We start from the raw sequence: 20474 nt of genomic DNA, 5'->3' as shown, positions 1-20474 counted from the left end.
AATGTCCAAGGACGACCATCAACCCACCCCGGTCGCGGGCCGCGCGGCCACCGTCAGTCCGGCGGCGACCAAGAGCCAGCAGCAGGCGCCCGGCACCGGCGACAATCCGTCGCCCGGGGCCGCCAAAGACGCGGCCGCAGCCAAGCGCGAGGCCGAAGACAAAGGATAGCGCGTCAGCCGCGCTTCTTCCGCCTGTAGTCCCGCTTCTTCGGCTTCGGCGCCAGCTCCGGCATCTCGGCCTGGACCTCGCGATAGCGCGCCAGCATGCGGTCGAACGCGGCCAGCAGCACGGTCTCGATGTCCGGGCGGTGCTGCAGCCGGCTGAGCAGCAGCGCGGCGGCCTCCAGCGTCGACAGGCCGTCGCTGCGCGGCTCCTTGCGCAGCTTGCCGTAGCGCGACGGCGCGGCCGGATCGAGGATCACGCGCTGGCATTTCAGCATCCAGGCGTTGCGCCACCACAGCGCCTTGGCCTGGCTCCAGGTGCCGTCGAGCAGGATCACGCCCTCGATGTCGTCGAGGATGTCCTCCTGAAACGGCTCGGCCTGGCCCTTGCGGTCGATCGCGATGATCTCGGCGCCGGTGGCGAGTTCCGACGCGCGCGCCGAGCCGAGATATAGCACCGCCCAGCGCGACGGGTCGCGCACCGGGCGGCCGAGCGCCTTCGACAGGCTCGGCCACGACAGCCCGATCTTCACCACCGCATTACTGAAATGCTGCGCGGCCAGCCGCGCGCTGCCGAGCCCGCGGTCCTGCTCCTGCGGATGCTGCAGGATCAGAAGCTGGATCTTGCTGGTGAGCGGCTCGACGCTGTCGCAGATGCACAGCGGCTGCGGCTTGCCGCAGCGCGCGCATTCGGGGATCGGCTCGGCGAGCGGAAGGGCGTGAGGTGTCTTATCGGTTGCCATGCGTTGCCGCCTATTCCGCCGGCGCAACGACAGACGCGGGCTTTCGCCTGCGCCACTGCCGCGCCCGGTCGATCAGCAGATAGATCACCGGCGTGGTGTACAGCGTCAGCACCTGCGACACCAACAATCCGCCGATGATGGTGATGCCGAGCGGCCGCCGCAACTCGGTGCCCGGCCCGACCGCGACCACCAGCGGGATCGCTGCGAACAACGCCGCCAGCGTCGTCATCAGGATCGGCCGGAAGCGGACGATGCAGGCCTCGAAGATCGCGTCCGCGGACGACATCCCGCGCATACGCTCGGCCTCCAGCGCAAAGTCCACCATCATGATTCCGTTCTTCTTGACGATGCCGATCAGCATGATGATGCCGACGAATGCGATCACCGTCAGTTGCGTGCCGGTGACCAACAGCGCCAACAGCGCGCCGAGACCGGCGGAGGGCAGCGTGGAAATGATCGTCAGCGGATGCGCAAGGCTCTCGTAGAGCACGCCGAGCACGATGTACATCGCAATCAGGGCGGCGAGCAGCAGCAGCGGCTGCTTGCTCGAGGCGGCGCCGAAATCGCCGGCGGTGCCGTCGAACGAGCCGCGGATGCCTTCCGGCATGTGCAGTTCGTCGACCGCGCGCTGGATATTGGCCGTCGCATCCTGCAACGGCACGTCCGGCAGCAGGTTGAACGACACCGTTGTCGAGGGGATCGACTGCGAGTGGTACACCGCGAGCGGCGACAGCCCTCGTCTGGCCTTCACCACCGCCGACAGCGGCACCTGCGCGCCGTCGGCGCCGGCGACGAAGATCCGGTCGAGATCGGTCGGGTCGTTCTGGAATTTCGGATCGATCTCCAGCACCACCTGATACTGGTTGCGCTGGGTGTAGATCGTCGCGATCTGGCGCTGCGAGAACGCGTTGTTGAGCGCATTGTCGATGTCCTGGACCGATACGCCGAGCCGCGACGCCATGTTGCGGTCGATCGACAGCGTCAGTTCGAGCCCGCCGTCGTCGCGGTCGCTGGAGACGTCGGTGATGCCCTCGACGGTCTGCATCCGCTTGGAGATGATCGGCGCCCATTTCTGCAATAGATCGAGGTCCGGGCTGGCGATGGTGTACTGATAATTGGAATCGCTCTGCCGGCCGCCCGCGCGCAGGTCCTGTGCGGCGAACATGAACAGCCGGATGCCCGCCACCTGGCCGAGCTGGCGGCGCAGCCGGTCGATCACCTGCTGGGTCGTGACGCCCGCGCGCTCGGCCGACGGCTTCAGATTGATGAACATCGTGCCGCGATTGGAGCCGCCGCCGCCCGGGCCGCCACCGCCGCCCAGCACCGAGCCGACGCCCTCCACCGCGGGATCGGCCATCACGATGTCGGCGAGCTGTTCCTGCAGCTTGCGCATCGCCTGGAACGAGACGTCGGCCGAAGCGCGCGTCGATCCGATGACGAAGCCGGAATCGTCGATCGGGAAGAAGCCCTTCGGCACCTGGACGTAGAGCGTCACGGTCAACGCGATGGTGGCGAAAAACACCAGCATGGTGAGACCGGGAAAGCCGAGCACCGCGCGCAGCGTCCAGGCGTAGAACCCGACGATGCGGTTCAGCGTGCCGTCGAAGGCGCGGTCGTACCAGTTCGGCTTGCGCGGCGTCGTCTCGGCGCGGATGAAATGCGCGCAGATCATCGGCGTCACCGTCAGCGACACCACGGTCGACACCGCGATCGCATAGGTGAGCGTCAGCGAGAATTCGCGCAACAGCCGCCCGACGAGTCCATCCATGAAGATCAGCGGCGCGAAAGCCGCGACCAGCGACAGGCTGATCGACAGCACGGTGAAGCCGATCTGCTTCGCCCCTTCGGTCGCGGCGCGGATCGGCTCCATGCCGCGCTCGAGATTGCGATACATGTTCTCGATCATCACGATGGCGTCGTCGACGACGAAGCCCACCGCGATCGCCAGCGCCATCAGCGACAGATTATTGATCGAGAAGCCGGTCAGCCACATCCCGGCGCAGGTGCCGGCCAGCGCCAGCGGCACCGACACGCCGGCGGCGATCGTCGGCGTCAGCCGGCGCAGGAAGGTCAGCACCACCACCATCACCAGCACGGCGGTCGCCAGCAGCGTCCACAGCATGTCGTCGACGCTGGCGCGGATCGTGCCGGTGCGGTCGGTCACCACCGAGATCTCCACCGACGCCGGCATCCAGCGCTTCAACTCCGGCAACAGCGCCTTCACGCGATCGACGGTCTCGATCACGTTGGCGTCGCCCTGCTTGGTGATCTGGATCAGCACCGCGGGCTGCTTGTTGTACCAGGCGATCTGCCGGCTGTTGCGGGTGGCGTCGGACACCGTGGCGACGTCCGACAGCCGCAGCGTGTTGCCGCCGGTACTCTTGATCACGATGTCACGGAATTGCGCCGCGGTGCGCATCTGCGGGTTGGTCGCGATCGTCTCGCTCTGGCGGTCGCCGTCGAAGGTGCCGACCGGGCCGACCGGATTGGCGTTGACGATCGCGGTGCGGACGTCGTCGGTGGCGATGCCGGCATTCGACAACGCCACCGGGTTGAGCGCGATCCGCACCGCCGGCTGATCTGCGCCCGAGACGGTGACGTCGCCGACGCCGGGCACCTGCGAGATCCGCTGCGCCAGCACGGTGTCGGCGACGTCGTAGATCGCGCTCACCGGCATCGTCTTCGAGGTCAGCGCCAGGATGAACACCGGCGCCGCAGCGGAATTGAACTTGCGGAATTTCGGCAGCGTCGGCAGGTCGGTCGGCAGGTCGCTGACCGAGGCGTTGATCGCCGCCTGGACGTCGCGCGCCGCCTTGTCGATGTTGCGTCCGATCGAGAACTGCAACTGGATCCGCGTGGTGCCAAGCGAACTGGTCGAGGTGATCTTGTCGAGGCCCGCGATCTCGCCGAGCCGCCGCTCCAGCGGTGCGGCGACGGTCGCGGCCATCACCGAGGGTGCTGCGCCCGGCCGCGACGCCGTCACCATCACCATCGGGAAGTCGACGTTGGGAATCGCCGCCACCGGCAGGAAGGCGTAGGACACCAGGCCGAGCAGAAACAGCCCGATCGCCAGCAGCGTCGTGCCGACAGGTCGGGCGATGAACGGCCCGGACATCGAGGCCATCAGCGCGTCTCCTCCGCCGGGCCGGCCAGAGGCGGCGACGGCGTCGCCGGCGGCAGCGCCCGCTCGAACCGGCGGTTGATCCGGTCGAGCGCGAGATAGATCACCGGCGTGGTGTACAGCGTCAGCAACTGGCTGAGCAGCAGGCCGCCGATGATCGAGATGCCGAGCGGAAACCGCAGCTCGGAGCCGGTGCCGCTTTCGACCGCGAGCGGCAGCGCGCCGAACAGCGCCGCCAGCGTCGTCATCATGATCGGGCGGAAGCGCAGCAGGCAGGCCTGCACGATCGCATCGTAGGACGACATCCCCTTGTGCCGCTCCGCCTCCAGCGCGAAGTCGATCATCATGATGGCGTTCTTCTTGACGATGCCCATCAGCAGGATGATGCCGATCAGCCCGATCACCGACAGGTCCTGCCCGAACAGCATCAGCGCCAGGATGGCGCCGACGCCGGCCGAGGGCAGCGTCGACAGGATGGTGATCGGATGGATGAAGCTCTCGTACAGCACGCCGAGCACGATGTAGATCGTCACCAAGGCGGCGAGGATCAGCCAGGGCTGGCCGGACAGCGATTTCGAGAACTCTGCGGCGTCGCCGTAGAACACGCCGACGATGCTGCCGGGCATTCCGATCCGGGTCTCGATCACCCTGATCTCATCGACCGCCTCGCCGAGCGACGCGCCGGGCGCGAGATTGAAGCTGAGCGCGACCGAGGGGAACTGCGCCTGATGCGAGATCGAGAGCGGCGCCGTGGTTCGCTTCAGTTCAGCCACGGCAGACAGCGGCACCTGCGCGCCGTCGGTGCCGGGCACGTATAGTTTCGACAGGATCGAGGGATCCTTCTGGTAGACCGGCATCGCCTCCAGCACCACGCGATACTGGTTGGCCTGGCCGTAGATCGTCGAGATCTGCCGCTGCGCGAAGGCGTCGTTCAGGGTGTCGTTGATCGCCTGGATGCTGACGCCGAGCTGTCCGGCCCGCTGCCGGTTGATGTCGAGCATGGCGCGTAGGCCCCGCTCCTGCGCCTCCGACGAGACATCGCGGAACAGCGGATCGTCGCGCAGCTCGGCGACCAGTTTCGCGGCCCATTCCGACAGCAGCGCCCCGTCGGTCGCGGTCAGCGTGTACTGATACTGCGAGCGGCTGGCCTGGGTCGAGATCTGCACGTCCTGCACGGCCTGGAAGTACACCGTCATGCCGGGGATCGACGCCACCCGCTGCTTCAGCCGCTCGATGACCTCGCCGACGCCGGCCTTGCGCTCGCCGCGCGGCTTCAGCGTCATCACCAGCCGGCCGACATTGGTGGTCGGATTGACCGGGCCGGCGCCGATCACGGAGACACGCCGATCACGTCCGGATCGGCCTTGATGGCGTCTGCGGCCTCGGTCTGGCGCGCCTGCATCTCGGCGAAGGAGACGTCCTGCCCGGCCTCGGTCACGGCGGTGATCGAGGCCGTGTCCTGCAGCGGCAGGAAGCCCTTCGGCGCGACCACATAGAGCGCCAGCGTCGCCACGATGGTGAGGAACGTCACCACCAGCGTCGCGCGCTGATGCTTCAGCACCCAGAGCAGGCTGCGGTGATAGGCCTCGGCGCCGCGATCGATCCATCGCGTGATGGCGGCGAGCCCCGGCACCTGGCGCTCCTCATGGGCGTGCTTGAGCAGCCGCGAGCACATCATCGGCGTCAGCGTCAGCGACACGATCGCCGAAGTCACCACCGCGATCGTCAGCGTCAGCGCGAATTCGCGAAACATCCGGCCGACCAGGCCGGACATGAACAACAGCGGGATGAACACCGCGATCAGCGACATCGTCAGCGAGATCACGGTGAAACCGATTTCCTTGGCGCCCGACAGCGCCGCCTGCATCGGGTTCTCGCCCTCTTCCATGTGGCGGACGATGTTCTCGATCATCACGATGGCGTCGTCGACGACGAAGCCGGTGCCGATCGTCAGCGCCATCAGCGACAGATTGTCGAGGCTGAAGCCGGCGAAATACATCACGCCGAACGAGGTGATCAGCGACAGCGGCAGCGCCACCCCGGCGATGATCGTCGCCCGCATCGACCGCAGGAACAGCAACACCACCAGCGTCACCAGGCCGACGCTGAGCAACAGCGTGAACTGCACGTCGTTGACCGAGGCGCGGATCGTCTCGGTGCGGTCGCTGACCACGGTCAGCTTGACACCGGCCGGGATGATCTTCTGCAGCTTGGGGATCTCGGCGCGGATGCCGCGGACCACGTCGATGACGTTGGCGCCCGGCTGGCGCTGGATGTCGAGGATCACCGACGGCGTGCCTTGGTACCAGGCGCCGGTGCGGTCGTTCTCCAGCCCGTCGAGGATGTTGGCGACGTCGCCGATCGTCACCGGCGAGCCGTTGCGATAGGCGACGATGATCGGCCGGTAGGCGTCGGCGGTCGCGATCTGGTCGTTGGCGGCAATGGTGTAGGCCTGCTGCGCGCCGTCGAGCGAGCCCTTCGGGCCCGAGACATTGGCGCCGGCGATCGCGGTGCGCAGGTCTTCCATCGAGATGCCGTAGGCGGCGAGCCGGGCGAGATCGGCCTGCACCCGCACCGCCGGCTTCAATCCGCCGAGCACAGCGACCCGTCCGACGCCGCTGATCTGCGCCAGCCGTTGCGCCAGCATCGTATCGGCGATGTCGCTCATCGCCCGCAGCGACGCGGTCGTCGACGTCAGCGCCAGCGTCATCACCGGGGCGTCGGCCGGGTTCACCTTGGCGTAGGTCGGCGGATACGGCAGGTTCTTCGGCAGGATGCCGGCGGCGGCGTTGATCGCCGCCTGCACGTCCTGGGTCGCGCCGTCGATGTCGCGGTTGAGGTCGAACTGCAGCGACACCTGGCTGACGCCGAACGACGAGGTCGAGGTCATCGCCGTCAGCGACGGGATCTGCCCGAGCTGCCGCTCCAGCGGCGCGGTGATCAGCGACGCCACCACGTCGGGGCTCGCGCCCGGCAGCCGGGTCGAGACCTGCACGGTCGGAAAATCGACCTGCGGCAGCGCCGACACCGGCAGCGAGAAATAGCCGAGCACGCCGCCGAGCAGCAGCGCCACGCCGAGCAGCGAGGTCGCGATCGGGCGCCGGATGAACGGCTCGGAGACGCTCATGCTTCTGTCCTCAGCGCTGCGGCTTCATGTATTCACATCGGCGGCGGCGAAGGCTCACTGCGCCTTCGCAGCCCCCGCCGATTCGGCGCCCGCCGCGGGAGCCGCCTGCCCGTTCGGTCGCTGCGCGCCTGCGCCGCCCTCGCCGCCGCGGCGCTTGCCTTTCTCGGCGCCGCCTTCGCTCTGCTTGCTCGGCTCGCCGGGCGGGCCGCTGCCGCGCTTGCGCGGCGCGAGGTCGACGGCCGGCGTCTGGCTGCCGTCGCCGATTCGGACCGTGGCGCCTTCGGACAGATTGGCGAAGCCGGTGGTGACGACACGATCCGCGGGCGTCAGCCCGCTGGCGATCACCGCCTCGGTCTCGTTCTGCTGCGTCACCTTGACGGGCCGCGCATGCGCCACATTGTCCTGGTCGATGACGTAGCTGAACGTCCCCGCCGGTCCGCGTTGCACCGCCGAGGTCGGCACCACCACGACCTGGTTGAGCGTTTCGACCTTGAGCCGGACATTGACGAATTGCCCCGGCCAGAGCTGAAATCTGGCGTTCGGAAATTCCGCCTTCAGCTTCACCGTGCCGGTGGTCTGGTCGACCTGATTGTCGATCCCCCGCAGAATGCCGGTGTCGATGACGGTGACGCCGTCATTGCCGAACACGTCGACCGGCAGTGTGCCCCGGGCCGAGGCGGCGTTGACGCGCACGATCTGCTGCTGCGGCAGGCTGAACTGCACCGCGATCGGCTGCAATTGGGTGATCACGACGATGCCGGTGGCGTCGGCGGACTTGACGATGTTGCCCTTGTCGACCTGGCGCAGGCCGGCGCGGCCGGAGATCGGCGCCACCACTTTGGTGTAGCTCAGCGTCGCCGCGGCGTTGTCGATCGCCGCCTGGTCGGAGCGCACCAGCGCCTCGAGCTGCGCCACGGTCGCCTTCTGGGTGTCGGCCTGCTGCTTGGAGCCGGCGTTCGACGCCGCGAGCTGCTGATAGCGGGCGAGATCGATCTTGGCGTTGGCGAGCTGCGCCTCGTCCTGCGCCTTCTTCGCCACCGCCTGATCGTATTGCGCCTGATAGATCGCCGGATCGATTTCGGCGAGCACGTCCCCGGCCTTGACGTCCTGGCCCTCGGTGAAATTCACCGCGACCAGCTTGCCGTCGACCTGGGCGCGCACGGTGACGTTGGCGAGCGCCTTCACCGAGCCGACGCCGTCGAGATAGACCGGCACGTCCTTCACCGCCGGGGTCGCCGCCAGCACCGGCACCGCCATGTCGCCACGCGGTCCACCGCGCCCCGTGACGGCCGCCGGCTTGGTCTGGAACGCGGTCCAGGCGATGTAGCCGAGCCCGGCGAGGATGATCGCGGTCACCAGCAACGACACCGTCCGCCGCCGCGCGCGCGACGCAAGACTCTTCGCGCCGGCACTCTTCGCGCCGGCCCCGGTGCCGGACGCGTCGTCGGTCTCCGGCTTAAAGAGCATTGAGCGGTCTTTCCATCCTCGGCTCCCAGCCGCCCCCGAGCGCCTGAAACAGGCTGACGATCGCCAGATAGCGCGCCAATTGCGTCTGGATCAGCGCATCCTCAGCCGTAAATAGTGTCAGTTGCGTGTTTAAGACAGTCACGATGTCGGCCGTACCGGCACGTAGTTGCTGTTCGGCGAGACCGAAGGCGCGCCGCGACGAAGCCACAACCTGCCGCTGCAGCCGTAGCCGCTCGGTGTTCTGCTTGATCGATTCGAGCGCGTTGTCGACGTCGGCGAAGGCCGACACCACGGTCTTGCGATAGGTCTGCAGCAGTTCGTCCTGCTGCGCCCGGGTCAGATCGAAATTGCCCTGGATGCGGCCGCCGTCGAAGATCGGCTGCGTCAGCCCGGCGGCGAGGCTCGAGAACGTCGCCTGCGGCGTGAACAGCGACGCCAGCACCGTGCTCTGATAGCCGCCCTGCCCGGTGAGCTGAATGCTCGGGAAGAACTGCGCCCGCGCGCTGCCGACATTGGCGGTGGCGGCGGCGAGCTGCGCCTCCTGGCGGCGGATATCGGGCCGCTGCGTCAGCAGTTCCGACGGCAATCCCGGCGTCACCCGCGGCGACGAGATCCGGTTCAGCGAGCCGCCGATGATCTTCACGCTCTCGGGCGGCCGGGACACCAGCGTCGCCAGCGTGTGGATATTCTGCGCCAGCGTGAGCTGCAACGGCGGCACCGCGGCGCGCTGGTTCGCCAGCACGCTCTCCTGCTGGGCGACGTCGAGATCGCTGCCGGTGCCGGCGGCGAGCCGCAGCTTGATGGCGTCGAGAATCCGCTGCGCGCTGGCGATGTTTTCGCGCGAGGTGCGGAGCCGGTCCTGCGACGCCAGCACCTGGAAATAGGCGTTGGCGACGCTCGCCATCGTCGTCAGCGCGACGACGTCGCGATCGAATCGGGTGGCCGTGGCGGTCTCTTCCGCGGCCAGCGCGGCGTCGTGATTCTTGCCCCAGAAGTCGATTTCGTAGCTCGCACTCAGCGACGCCGAATAGGTCGCATAGCGGCGGCCGGCGATCGTGGTGTTGGTGATGTTGCTGCCGGAGGTCTTGTTCTGCGAGCCGCTTCCGTTGCCGGTCAGCGACGGCAGCAGCGCCGCCCCGGTGATCCGCGCCTGGGCATCGGCCTGCAGGATGCGCGCGGTCGCCGCGGCGATGTCGAGATTGACGGTCTGCGCCTCTTCCATCAATTGCGTCAGCTCGGCCGAACGGAAGCCGCGCCACCAATCGAGCGTCGGCGGCGCGTCGACGGTCTTCAGCGACGCGGATTTATAACGTGGCGGCAGATCCAGCGCCGGGTCCGGCAGGTCCTTGGTCAGGATGCAGCCGCCCGCGCTGAGGACGAGCGCCGAGGCGGCGACCATCCTCACGGACCGACCAAGGTAGCGCAATGTGGTGCTCATGCAGGGCGCGAACCATCGCTGGGCGCGGCGTATCGCCACGCACCTCGCACCGGATTGACGCCCGGCGGACGATGCCTTCTGATAGTCACTTGCAAGCAGATCACGGAAAGCGCCTTCTGAACCCCGCATCTATTGTAGCTGGCGGAATGAACGGCGCACAGGCCCGTCGGGCTCTGCAATTGTGACATAATATGTCTGGCGGCCGCCAACCCGCCCGCCGAGTCGGTGGATCGCCTTGTTTTATGGGGTTTTCCCCAACTTGACCCTGTTCCCACTTGCGGCAAAGCTTACAAAGATTTCATCTGTTCGTTGCCGTTGTGGATCGACCCTGCCCGCTCGCCGCGTCCAAGCACACTCGTTGCTGAAACTTCGGCGGAGGCCCGTCGTAACTCGGGAACAGTGGTGGGCTAAGGGGGCCGGGAATGCGCGTCGCAGTTGTTGGAACGGGAATCGCAGGCAATGCCGCCGCTTGGGCACTGTCGTCGCGATATCCCGTGACGGTCTATGAGCGCGAGTTGCGCGCGGGCGGTCACAGCCACACCGTCACGGTCGATTACGGCGGCACGCCGATCCCGGTCGATATCGGCTTCATCGTCTACAACCAGCTCAATTATCCCGACCTCACCGCGCTGTTCGCCCATCTCGGCATCGAGACGGTCGAGAGCTGCATGAGCTTCGCGGTCTCGGCCGATTCCGGCCGATTCGAATGGAAAGGCGGCGGCTCGAACTGGCTCGAAACCGCGCGCGGTCTGTTCGCGCAGCCGAGCAATCTGCTGTCGCCGTCTTATCTGAAGATGCTGCGGCACATTCTGGTGTTCAACGAGCAGAGCGTCGCCGACTTCAAATCCGGCGCGCTGGCGGGTCTGTCGCTCGGCGAATATTTCACCAGCCGCAAATTCGCGCCGCGGCTCTTGACCGACTATCTGGCGCCGATGGGCGCGGCGATCTGGTCGGCGCCGGCTGCGGAGATCCTCGACTTCCCGGCCGAGAATTTCGTCGCCTTCTTCAACAACCATCGCCTGCTGCATTACGAGCGTCCGATCTGGCGCACCGTCAAGGGCGGCAGCGCGCGCTATGTCGAGAAGCTCACCGCCGGCTTCGAGCATCTCAGGCTCGGCGCAGCGGTGACGGCGATCGAGCGCACGCCGAAGGGCGTGATCGTGCGCGACAGCCTCGGCCATGCCGACGTCTATGATCACGTCGTGATCGGCGCGCACAGCAATCAGGCGCTGGCGATGCTGGCCGATCCCAGCGACGAGGAACGCGATATCCTCGGCGCGATCGGCTATGCGCCGAACCTGGTCTATCTGCATCGCGATCCGCGGCTGATGCCGAAGCGCAAGCACGCCTGGGCGTCGTGGAACTTCCTGCGCTGGCAACGCGAAGGCTCGCCGGTCAACGACGTCGCGGTGACCTATTGGATGAACCGGCTGCAGGGCATCGACGATTCCAAGCCGCTGTTCGTCAGCCTGAATCCGCCTTTCGCGCCCGATCCGGCCTTGACCTTCGGCCGCTATGACTGCGACCATCCGCAATACACGGCGGCAGCCTTCGCCGCACAGCGCCGGATCGGCGAGATTCAGGGGCAGCGCCGGACCTGGTTCTGCGGCGCATGGACCGGCTACGGCTTCCACGAGGACGGGCTGCGTTCCGGCCTCGCCGTCGCCGAAAATCTGGGCGCGCCGGTGCCGTGGCGGGCGCCGCGGCCCGAAGTCCGGGAAGCCGCGGAATAATCATGACCCACCCCGCCGACAAGGCTCCAGCGACGACGGGCGGCCCGCCCGCTGCCGCAGCCGTGCTGTATTTCGGCGATGTGATGCACGCCCGGCTGAAGCCGATGGGCCATCGCTTCAACTACCGGGTGATGTCGCTGTTGATCGACCTCGACCGGCTTACCGAGGCGGACCGGATGACGCCGCTGTTCGGCGTCAATCGCCGCGCGCTGTACTCCTTTCACGAAAAGGATCACGGCGACCGCGACGGCGGCACGCTGCGCGGCTACATCGAGCGTTGCGCATCGGCGCAGGGCGTCGACCTCAATGGCGGCCGGGTGCTGCTGCTGACCTATCCGCGTCTGCTCGGCTACACCTTCAATCCATTGTCTGTGTATTTCTGCTACGGCGCCGATGGCGGCCTCGCGATGGTCGTCTACGAGGTCCGCAACACCTTCGGCGACATCCATTCTTATGCGCTGCCGGTGAAGCCCGGCGAGATCACCGCCGCCGGGCTGCGCCAGGCGCAGGACAAGCTGTTCTACGTCTCGCCCTTCATCGAGATGGCGATGCGCTACCATTTCCGTGTGTCGCCGCCCGGCGATGCCGTGAAAGTGCGCATCCTCGAGACCGATGCTTCCGGTCCACTGCTCTCCGCCACCTTCAACGGCCGTCGCCGACCGCTGTCGACCGCATCGCTGCTGCGCTCGTTCGTCGCGCTTCCGCTGATGACGATCAAGGTGATGGCGGCGATTCACTGGGAAGCGCTGCGGCTGTGGATCAAAGGTGCGCGATTGGTGCCGCGTCCGCCCGCGCCGCCGCCAACGAGCGGCTTTGCAGCGCGGCCTCCCGATGCTTATAGTAACAATACGTGAGCCCAGCGTTTCCATCTGTCCGACCTGGGCGAGATCGATGGAAATTGAAATGTCCGAGCTGGTGTTCCTGACCCCCGAAAATGTCGATGCGAAGCTCGCCGGGCTGCCGCGTGTGGTGCGGATGGCGCTGGCGTTCGGGGCGCGGCTGCGACGCGGCACGCTGGACGTCACCCTGCCCGACGGCCGGCGGTTCCGCATGGGCGGCGCCGAGCCGGGCCCCGCCGCGGAGATGCGGCTGCACAATTACGCCTTCGCCTCGCGGCTGATCAACGGTGGCGACATCGGCATCGCCGAGGCCTATCTCGCCGGCGATTGGGACACGCCGGACCTGACCCAGTTCCTGTATCTGTTCTGCGTCAATCACGAGCTGATCCAGGCGATGCTCGGCGAAAACCCGATGATGCGCTTCGTCCAGGTGGTCCGGCACTGGTTCAACCGCAACACCAAGCGGCAGGCGCGGCGCAACATCTACGCGCATTACGACATCGGCAACGCGTTCTATTCGGCCTGGCTCGATCCGAGCATGACCTATTCCTCGGCGCTGTTCGAGGACCACACCCACGACCTCACCGCGGCGCAGATCAACAAATATCAGCGGCTCGCCGAGGCGATCGACCTGCGGCCGGGCCAGAGGGTGCTCGAGATCGGCTGCGGCTGGGGCGGCTTTGCCGAATACGCCGCGAAGAACTTCGACGCCCGCGTCGTCGGCCTCACCATCAGCAAGGAGCAGCGCGACTTCGCCCAGGAGCGGATGCAGCGCGCCGGCCTCGCCGACAAGGTCGAGATCCGGCTGCAGGACTATCGCGACGAGCGCGGCCAGTACGACCGTATCGCTTCGATCGAGATGATAGAGGCGGTCGGCGAGCAGTTCTGGCCGCGCTACTTTTCACAATTGCGCGACCGGCTGCTGCCCGGCGGGCTGGTCGGGATTCAGGCGATCACGATTCAGGATCGCTTCTTCCAGGCCTATCGCCGCGAGGTCGATTTCATCCAGCGCTACGTCTTCCCCGGCGGAATGCTGCCGTCGCCGGAGATCCTGAAATCGCTCGGCGAGCGGTTCGGCGTGCCCGTCATCCGCGAGCGCATCTTCGGAGAAGATTATGCCAAGACGCTCGCGACCTGGAGAGACAATTTTCGCGAGGCGTGGCCGACCCTGACGCCGCTCGGCTTCGACGACCGCTTCCGCCGGCTATGGGAGTACTATCTCGCTTATTGCGAGGCCGGATTCCTGTCCGGCAATATCGACGTCCGCCAGGTGGTGTTCGCCAAGACGAGCTGACATCTGCGATCTCCCACCCGCGCAACGGCCCTCTCCGCTGCACAATGATGCAGCAGGGCTGCCTTGTGCCGTGCAGCCGCGTCACCTAGGTTGTGATCCCGCAACCGAACGTCAGCTTCCGGACATGATGATCATCAAGAACGACGTCGTCGACGCCATCGGCAACACGCCCCTGATCAGGTTGAAGCGCGCGTCGGAGGCGACCGGCTGCACGATCCTCGGCAAGGCCGAGTTCATGAATCCGGGCCAGTCGGTGAAGGACCGCGCGGCGCTGTTCATCATCAAGGACGCGATCGCCCGCGGCGCGCTGCGTCCCGGCGGCGTCGTGGTCGAAGGCACCGCGGGCAACACCGGCATCGGGCTGGCGCTGGTCGCCAACGCGCTCGGCTTCCGCACCGTGATCGTGATCCCGCAGACGCAGAGCCAGGAAAAGAAGGACATGCTGCGGCTGTGCGGCGCCGAACTGATCGAGGTGCCGGCGGTGCCCTACGCCAATCCGAACAACTACGTGAAACTGTCCGGCAGGCTCGCCGAACAATTGGCGAAGACCGAACCGAACGGCGCGATCTGGGCCAATCAGTTCGACAACGTCGCCAACCGGCAGGCGCATATCGACACCACCGCGCCGGAGATCTGGCAGCAGACCGACGGCAAGATCGACGGCTTCGTCGCCGCGGTCGGCTCCGGCGGCACGCTGGCCGGCGTCTCGATCGGGCTGAAGCAGAACAACCCGAAGATCCGCGCCGTGCTGGCCGACCCGATGGGCTCGGCGCTGTACAATTACTACAAGAACGGCGCGCTGAAATCCGAAGGCTCATCGATCACCGAAGGCATCGGCCAGGGCCGCGTCACCGCCAATCTCGACGGCGCGGTGATCGACGACGCCTACCAGATCCCCGACGAGGAAGCGGTCGCGATCGTCTACGACCTGCTCGAACACGAGGGCCTGTGCCTCGGCGGCAGTAGCGGCATCAACGTCGCCGGCGCGATCCGTCTCGCCAAGGATCTCGGCCCCGGCGCCACCATCGTCACCATCCTGTGCGACTACGGCAGCCGCTATCAGTCGAAACTGTTCAACCCGGACTTCATGCGCAGCAAGAATCTGCCGGTGCCGGAATGGATGGAGACCAAGAGCACGATCGCGGTGCCGTTCGAGAAGGTATGAGGGGGAAGCGCAGGCGCCCTCTTAGCCGCCAGAGCTTTGCATGCGGCGCTGCAGGTTGGAAGCCGGCCAGCGGCCCTCGGTCGTGCTGGCGAAGAACCGCAAAATCACATCGGATTCCGCCTGAGTGATCCGGCCACCCGACACCCGCTCGTCTAGGCGGCGGCTGAGTTCGCCTTTGTCGTCTGGATTTTTGTCGCGATCGGTCATTTACGGCCTCCTCGTCAGCTCCTGGAGAATGATCACGAGCCTCGCTTCGGCGCTTAGGGATCGAAGCTCCTTGTCGATCACCTGAAAACTACAATCTGTCGGAAGCAGAGCTTCCTCTTCATGGAAGTTCGGCGACAGCCACCAAATCGCTCTGGCACTGAGCGCCCGAATGATGAACAAAACGTTGCCGCCGAAGGCCGACGTTTCCGAAAACGACGCGCTCGTGAACGCCGGAAATCGAACGATTTGTCCTTCGGCATAGCTTGCGCTGAAGGCGCTGAGATCTTCGGAGTGATAGCCGCGGAACACCGTGCTCGGTTTTCCCGTGATCGCTGCGATCTTGCCGAGCGCTGTGTTTAGGACCTCGGCGAACGCGGTCACATCGGGATTGGGGTGGCCGGACCAGAGCTCCCTGTTGATGTAGCTATGCCAGCCGTTGGCGGTAGAGTAGACGTAGAACGCGAGCGCCTCGAAGTTAGAAATCTGTTCGTGAAATTGGGCATCGAGTTGATCGATCTTGCAGATCTTTCGGAGGCATCGCGAGGCCTCGTCAAGCCCGATCAACCGCGTCAGCACATCGAAAAATCTGGCCCCGCGCACGGGATTGCACCTGAATGATGGTGGGCAGGCTCTCTGCCTGGATTCAATCGGCAATACGCCACCTTCTTGGTTAGCGAACAATGAAGAAAAGCGGCGGGAGTACGGCTCAGCTCAGGCAATCATCAAATCCTCGCCGGGCGCGATCCGTGGCTTCGTGCCTCGGTGTGCTACAGCTGCTGACGGAACGCTGGCCGGCAGCCGATCCGGCACCGTGACAACCGCATCGCGGTCGGCACCTATCAGGTATATGATCCTATGACCGTATCCGTCTCGTCCGGTTCGCGACGGCGCTTCTCGGGAGCGCTCGTGCGGCGGAACCGGACGCGGAGGCCTGAGTGACGCGCCTCGCAAGCACGGCGCCCGAAAGGCCGAAGTCACCACCCGCCGCCCACACGAGCAGCTGCCCTTTTGGGCTACACCGGCGCACCCAGGCGGGAGAAATCCGGACGCTCCCTGCGTCCGGAAGCACAGTCCTCATAATGGCCGCGGTGGGCGGCGCCCGGCGTTGCGCGATGGCTCGAGCGAAAGTTATCGCGCCCCCCAACTCGCGCCTCCCGGCGCGCCCCGCCCCTCGCTGTGACAGCGCCGGGCGCACAGCTCGGGCTCCTCGGAGTCGCGAGACCAATCCGTCGTGGCTGTTTGAAAACGCTCGGCGCGTGGCCTCGCCGACAACCGGCGCATTGTCGGGACCCGGTTAACCGCGCGGCAACCGCGCCTGCAACGCCGGCGGCATCATCAACCCGGCCTTCACCCCTGACGGCGCTTCCTGCGGCCAACAAGGAGCGCGTCATGCCGGTCTTCAGATATTTCATCACCGTCGGGCCAGCGTTGCTGGCGCTGCTGATCGTCATCGATGCGGTGTACGGCGACGGCCCGCCGCGGTTCAACGATGCGATCTACAACAGCGCCCTGTACGCGCCTCGCGTGGCGTCCGTCGGCGCCCGGCAGCCGAGCGGCTTTGCCGACGACATCACGCCGGCCGATCGCATCAAGACAGTGTTCGGGCAATTCTCGGCGAGCGACCGCAAGGGCCTGAAGCGCTACTCGTCAACGTCCCGCGCGATCTGAGCGGCCGGCGGAGCGGAACGCTCGCAGCGCCGTGCAGCGTCACCGCAGAATCTGGCTCAAGAACAGCTTGGTCCGCGCGTGCTGCGGATGGGCGAAGAACGCTTCCGGCTCGTTGGCTTCGACGATCTGGCCCGAATCCATGAACACCACGCGGTTGGCGACTTCGCGGGCGAAGCCCATCTCGTGGGTCACGACCAGCATGGTCATGCCCTCGTCGGCGAGGTCGACCATGGTGTCGAGCACTTCCTTGACCATCTCGGGATCGAGCGCCGAGGTCGGCTCGTCGAACAGCATCACCTTCGGGTTCATCGACAGCGCGCGGGCGATCGCGACGCGCTGCTGCTGGCCGCCGGAAATCTGTCCCGGATAATTGCCGGCCTTTTCGGGAATCCGCACCCGCTCGAGATATTTCATCGCCGTCGCCTCGGCGTCCTTCTTCGGCACGTTGCGCACCCAGATCGGCGCCAGCGTGCAGTTTTCCAGCACGGTGAGATGCGGAAACAGGTTGAAGCTCTGGAACACCATGCCGACTTCGCGACGGACGGCGTCGACATGTTTCAGGCTCGGCCCGAGGTCGATGCCGTCGACCACGATCTCGCCCTCCTGGAATTCCTCGAGCGCGTTGATGCAGCGGATCAGCGTCGACTTGCCGGAGCCCGACGGACCGCAGATCACGATGCGCTCGCCACGGCCGACATCGAGGTCGATGTCGCGCAGTACGTGGAAATCGCCGTACCATTTGTTCAGCCCTGCGATCGAGACGATCGGTTTTTCGGCCATCAAAGCAGTCCTCTGTCAGGTGCGCCGGTGGGCATTGAGCCGGTGCTCGACGAACAACGAATAGCGCGACATGCCGAAGCAGAACACGAAGTAGATCAGCCCGGTGAAAGCGAAGCCGGTGAACAGCGTGGTCGGCGTCGACCAGGTCGGATCGGCGAAGGCGGCGCGGAGCTGGCCGAGCAGATCGAACAAGGCCACGATCGACACCAGCGAAGTGTCCTTGAACAGAGCGATGAAGCTGTTGACGAGGCCCGGGATCACGTGGCGCAGCGCCTGCGGCAGCACGATCAGCCCGGTCGTCTTCGCATAGGACAGCCCGAGCGCGCTGGCGGCTTCGGCCTGCCCGCGCGGAATCGCATTCAGCCCACCGCGCACCACTTCGGCGTTATAGGCGCCGGCGAACAGCGCGACACCGATCAGCACACGCATCAGCCCGTCGATGGTGAAGTTGCCGGGCAGGAACAGCGGCAGCATGTAGGTCGCGAAGAACAGCACGGTGATCAGCGGCACGCCGCGCCAGAACTCGATGAAGCCGATCGAGAACAGCCGGATCAGCGGAAACGTCGAGCGCCGGCCGAGCGCCAGCGCGATCCCGATCGGCATCGAGGCGACGATGCCGGTGACCGAGACGACCAGCGTGACCAGCAATCCACCCCATTGCCGCGTGCCGACGATCGGCAGCCCGCCGCGATCGAGCCGCAGCACCGCGATCACCACGGCGATGCCGATGAAGGTCGCGAGCGTCGCCAGCAGCGGCCGTCCGCCGTTGCGCAGCCCGGTCAGAAGCGCGACGAGCGCGGTGACGATCAGCGCCGTCAATCCGAGATCGATCCACACCGGCTGGCCTGAAGCCTCGATCCAGTCGCGCAGCCAGACCAGCGGCGCGACCAGCCAGGACAGCGCCGCGGCGATCCACAGCAGCGGCTTGCCGATGCCGACCCCGATCACGCCGCCGCCGGCGAGCTTGGTTCCCGCTTCGACGAGGCTGCCGACCAGGCCCGACACCAGCTCGGTCGCCCAACTCACCGCGAAGCCTTCCAGCCCGCCGCCATGCAGCAGGAAGAACGCCAGCACCGGGAAAGCGACGAAGAACAATCCGGCATTCAGCGTCTTCGCCGGCGCGCGCGGAATCAGCAGCGGCAGCAGCAGCAGGGCTGCGAGCGCGAAGGTCAGGTCGACGCGCCAGCGCTCCGGCTGCGGATAGAAGCCGTAGACGAATTGCGAGGCCTTCGCCTGCACGAACGGCCAGCACGCGCCGACGTCGCGATGCAGCGTTTCGGACAGGCAGTCGGTGCGGTTGCTGCCGGTCCAGACCGCGTCGACCAGCAGGAATTTCACCGCCGGGACGACGGTGAAGTACAGCAGCAGCGCGCCGACGATGGTCAGCAGGATGTTGGTCGGCGAGTTGAACAGCCGCGCCCGCATCAGCCCGACGAAGCCGGTGGTCTTCACCGGCGCGGGACGCGGCGCGACCTCCTCGGAGCGGACGAAAGCCGGCGTGATCGATCCGAGCTCGCTCATGCGCCCATGCTCCGGTTGATCCGCCAACTGTACAGACTCATCAGGGCGCTGGTGATCAGAGAAATCAGCAGATAGACGCCCATGGTGATCGCGATCACCTCGATCGCCTGCCCGGTCTGGCTGAGCGTGGTGCCGGCGAACACCGAGAACAGATCCGGATAGCCGATCGCGACCGCGAGCGACGAGTTCTTGGTGAGGTTGAGATACTGGTTGGTCAAGGGCGGCAGGATCACCCGCATCGCCTGCGGAATCACTACGAGCCGCAAGGTCGCGCCGCGCGACAGGCCGAGCGACGCGCCGGCTTCCATCTGCCCCTTGTGCACCGACAGAATGCCGGCGCGGACGATCTCGGCGATGAAGCCCGCCGTGTAGGTCGCCAGCGCCAGCGTCAGCGCCACGAATTCCGGCGCAATCCGGGAGCCGCCGGCGAAATTGAACCCCTTCAGCGCCGGGATCTCAAATCCGAACGGCCGGCCGAAGATCAGCACGGCGATCAGCGGCAGGCCGATCAGCAGGCCGAGACTCCACGGCCAGACCTTCATCGGCTTGCCGGTGTCGAACAATCGACGCCGCGCATAGATCGGCAGCACGATCGCTACGATCACCGCGATCAGCAGCGCCACGAGAAAGCCGTCGAGCCCGGCCTCGCCGACCGGACGCGGAACGACGATGCCGCGGTTCGACAGAAAGAAACTGTCGAACACCGACACGCTCTGCCGCGGCCCCGGCAGCGCGCCGAGCACGGCGAGATACCAGAACAGGATCTGGAACAGCAGCGGCAGGTTGCGGATCAGCTCGACATAGCCACCGGCGATCCGCGCGATCAGCCAATTCGGCGACAGCCGACCGAGCGCGACGAGAAAGCCGAGCAGCGTCGCGAAGAAGATGCCGATCGCCGACACCACCAGCGTGTTGACCAGACCGACCAGAAACACCCGGGTGTAGCTGTCGGATTCCGAATACGGAATCAGCGTCTGGCTGCCCCCGAAGCCGGCGGTCTGCGACATGAAGCCGAAGCCCGACGCGATCCGCTGGTTGGCGAGATTGTCGCGCGCATTGTCGACGATCTCGTAGCCGATCCAGAACAGCACCGCGACGAACAGCAACTGCGCGATCAGCCCTTTCCAGCCGGAGCGACCGCCGAGCGCGCGGCGCAGCTTCGCGCCGAACTGCGACGGCGGTGGTCTGGCCTCGATCGCCACGGCCGAT

General features: G+C 66.4%; 15 protein-coding genes and 1 pseudogene. 6 read left to right on the top strand and 10 right to left on the bottom strand.

What is annotated here, in order from left to right:
* Position 1: 1 nt before the first annotated feature.
* On the top strand, positions 2 to 169 hold the full coding sequence (locus tag SR870_RS05205; protein ID WP_322516966.1) for a hypothetical protein: 168 nt from the start codon (positions 2 to 4) through the stop codon (positions 167 to 169).
* 4 nt (positions 170 to 173) lie between these two features.
* On the opposite strand, the gene SR870_RS05200 is transcribed toward SR870_RS05205, so the two are convergent.
* From SR870_RS05200 to SR870_RS05180, 5 genes and pseudogenes are all read right to left on the bottom strand, one after another.
* The gene (locus tag SR870_RS05200; protein WP_322516965.1) at positions 174 to 905 is read right to left on the bottom strand and encodes a tRNA-uridine aminocarboxypropyltransferase; all 732 of its coding nucleotides are present in this window, start codon (positions 903 to 905) and stop codon (positions 174 to 176) included.
* A 10-nt stretch (positions 906 to 915) separates the two neighbouring features.
* A complete protein-coding gene (locus SR870_RS05195; protein WP_322516964.1) occupies positions 916 to 4029 on the bottom strand; it encodes an efflux RND transporter permease subunit in 3114 nt (1037 codons plus the stop codon).
* Positions 4029 to 7153 (bottom strand): annotated as a pseudogene (locus SR870_RS05190) (multidrug efflux RND transporter permease subunit). Before SR870_RS05190 ends, SR870_RS05195 begins: the two are co-directional and overlap by 1 nt.
* Positions 7154 to 7207: 54 nt before the next feature.
* Entirely contained in the window at positions 7208 to 8620 is a 1413-nt protein-coding gene (locus SR870_RS05185; RefSeq protein WP_322516963.1) for an efflux RND transporter periplasmic adaptor subunit, read from the bottom strand.
* Complete coding sequence (locus SR870_RS05180; RefSeq protein ID WP_322516962.1) at positions 8610 to 10058, bottom strand: efflux transporter outer membrane subunit; 1449 nt, start codon at positions 10056 to 10058, stop codon at positions 8610 to 8612. The genes SR870_RS05185 and SR870_RS05180 overlap by 11 nt, the downstream gene beginning before the upstream one ends.
* Positions 10059 to 10480: 422 nt before the next feature.
* On the opposite strand from SR870_RS05180, the gene SR870_RS05175 reads away from it, so the two are divergent.
* The 4 genes from SR870_RS05175 to SR870_RS05160 all read left to right on the top strand — a co-directional run bounded on the left by SR870_RS05175 (position 10481) and on the right by SR870_RS05160 (position 15089).
* Positions 10481 to 11791, top strand: coding sequence for an NAD(P)/FAD-dependent oxidoreductase (locus SR870_RS05175; RefSeq protein WP_322516961.1), 1311 nt, complete (start codon positions 10481 to 10483; stop codon positions 11789 to 11791).
* Between the two features lie 2 nt (positions 11792 to 11793).
* Positions 11794 to 12645 (top strand): DUF1365 domain-containing protein, encoded by an 852-nt coding sequence (locus tag SR870_RS05170; RefSeq protein ID WP_322516960.1) that lies wholly within the window; start codon positions 11794 to 11796, stop codon positions 12643 to 12645.
* Between the two features lie 49 nt (positions 12646 to 12694).
* Entirely contained in the window at positions 12695 to 13924 is a 1230-nt protein-coding gene (locus tag SR870_RS05165) for a cyclopropane-fatty-acyl-phospholipid synthase family protein (protein WP_322516959.1), read from the top strand.
* A 127-nt stretch (positions 13925 to 14051) separates the two neighbouring features.
* Positions 14052 to 15089, top strand: a complete 1038-nt coding sequence (locus SR870_RS05160; RefSeq protein WP_322518201.1) for a cysteine synthase A — start codon at positions 14052 to 14054, stop codon at positions 15087 to 15089.
* Positions 15090 to 15110: 21 nt separating this feature from the next.
* Here SR870_RS05160 and SR870_RS05155 read toward each other — a convergent pair whose 3' ends face one another.
* Both SR870_RS05155 and SR870_RS05150 read right to left on the bottom strand, forming a co-directional pair.
* Complete coding sequence (locus SR870_RS05155) at positions 15111 to 15296, bottom strand: hypothetical protein (RefSeq protein WP_322516958.1); 186 nt, start codon at positions 15294 to 15296, stop codon at positions 15111 to 15113.
* Positions 15297 to 15896, bottom strand: a complete 600-nt coding sequence (locus SR870_RS05150; protein ID WP_322516957.1) for an ADP-ribosyltransferase domain-containing protein — start codon at positions 15894 to 15896, stop codon at positions 15297 to 15299.
* Positions 15897 to 16685: 789 nt separating this feature from the next.
* On the opposite strand from SR870_RS05150, the gene SR870_RS05145 reads away from it, so the two are divergent.
* Positions 16686 to 16964 carry a hypothetical protein gene (locus SR870_RS05145; protein WP_322516956.1) on the top strand — a complete coding sequence of 93 codons (279 nt, stop codon included), beginning with the start codon at positions 16686 to 16688 and terminating at the stop codon, positions 16962 to 16964.
* A gap of 39 nt (positions 16965 to 17003) precedes the next feature.
* On the opposite strand, the gene SR870_RS05140 is transcribed toward SR870_RS05145, so the two are convergent.
* Genes SR870_RS05140 through SR870_RS05130 form a run of 3 tightly spaced genes read right to left on the bottom strand, consistent with a single transcriptional unit; the run spans position 17004 to position 20467 of the window.
* On the bottom strand, positions 17004 to 17744 hold the full coding sequence (locus SR870_RS05140; RefSeq protein ID WP_322516955.1) for an amino acid ABC transporter ATP-binding protein: 741 nt from the start codon (positions 17742 to 17744) through the stop codon (positions 17004 to 17006).
* Positions 17745 to 17759: 15 nt separating this feature from the next.
* Positions 17760 to 19265: an ABC transporter permease subunit gene (locus tag SR870_RS05135; protein WP_322516954.1), complete on the bottom strand. Its 1506-nt coding sequence runs from the start codon at positions 19263 to 19265 to the stop codon at positions 17760 to 17762.
* The gene (locus SR870_RS05130; protein ID WP_322516953.1) at positions 19262 to 20467 is read right to left on the bottom strand and encodes an ABC transporter permease subunit; all 1206 of its coding nucleotides are present in this window, start codon (positions 20465 to 20467) and stop codon (positions 19262 to 19264) included. The genes SR870_RS05135 and SR870_RS05130 overlap by 4 nt, the downstream gene beginning before the upstream one ends.
* Between the last annotated feature and the right edge of the window lie 7 nt (positions 20468 to 20474).

This window comes from Rhodopseudomonas palustris (assembly GCF_034479375.1).
Taxonomy (GTDB): domain Bacteria; phylum Pseudomonadota; class Alphaproteobacteria; order Rhizobiales; family Xanthobacteraceae; genus Rhodopseudomonas; species Rhodopseudomonas palustris_M.
This window is presented reverse-complemented; position numbering and strand designations above follow the sequence as displayed.

Excerpts from the sequence above, each read along its gene's own strand:
- SR870_RS05205 (WP_322516966.1), top strand. The coding sequence starts at position 2 with ATGTCCAAGGACGACCATCAACCCACCCCGGTCGCGGGCCGCGCGGCC.
- SR870_RS05185 (WP_322516963.1), bottom strand. The coding sequence starts at position 8,620 with ATGCTCTTTAAGCCGGAGACCGACGACGCGTCCGGCACCGGGGCCGGC.
- SR870_RS05140 (WP_322516955.1), bottom strand. The coding sequence starts at position 17,744 with ATGGCCGAAAAACCGATCGTCTCGATCGCAGGGCTGAACAAATGGTAC.
- SR870_RS05200 (WP_322516965.1), bottom strand. The coding sequence starts at position 905 with ATGGCAACCGATAAGACACCTCACGCCCTTCCGCTCGCCGAGCCGATC.
- SR870_RS05195 (WP_322516964.1), bottom strand. The coding sequence starts at position 4,029 with ATGGCCTCGATGTCCGGGCCGTTCATCGCCCGACCTGTCGGCACGACG.
- SR870_RS05155 (WP_322516958.1), bottom strand. The coding sequence starts at position 15,296 with ATGACCGATCGCGACAAAAATCCAGACGACAAAGGCGAACTCAGCCGC.
- SR870_RS05145 (WP_322516956.1), top strand. The coding sequence starts at position 16,686 with ATGCCGGTCTTCAGATATTTCATCACCGTCGGGCCAGCGTTGCTGGCG.
- SR870_RS05175 (WP_322516961.1), top strand. The coding sequence starts at position 10,481 with ATGCGCGTCGCAGTTGTTGGAACGGGAATCGCAGGCAATGCCGCCGCT.
- SR870_RS05135 (WP_322516954.1), bottom strand. The coding sequence starts at position 19,265 with ATGAGCGAGCTCGGATCGATCACGCCGGCTTTCGTCCGCTCCGAGGAG.
- SR870_RS05165 (WP_322516959.1), top strand. The coding sequence starts at position 12,695 with ATGTCCGAGCTGGTGTTCCTGACCCCCGAAAATGTCGATGCGAAGCTC.
- SR870_RS05160 (WP_322518201.1), top strand. The coding sequence starts at position 14,052 with ATGATCATCAAGAACGACGTCGTCGACGCCATCGGCAACACGCCCCTG.
- SR870_RS05180 (WP_322516962.1), bottom strand. The coding sequence starts at position 10,058 with ATGAGCACCACATTGCGCTACCTTGGTCGGTCCGTGAGGATGGTCGCC.
- SR870_RS05170 (WP_322516960.1), top strand. The coding sequence starts at position 11,794 with ATGACCCACCCCGCCGACAAGGCTCCAGCGACGACGGGCGGCCCGCCC.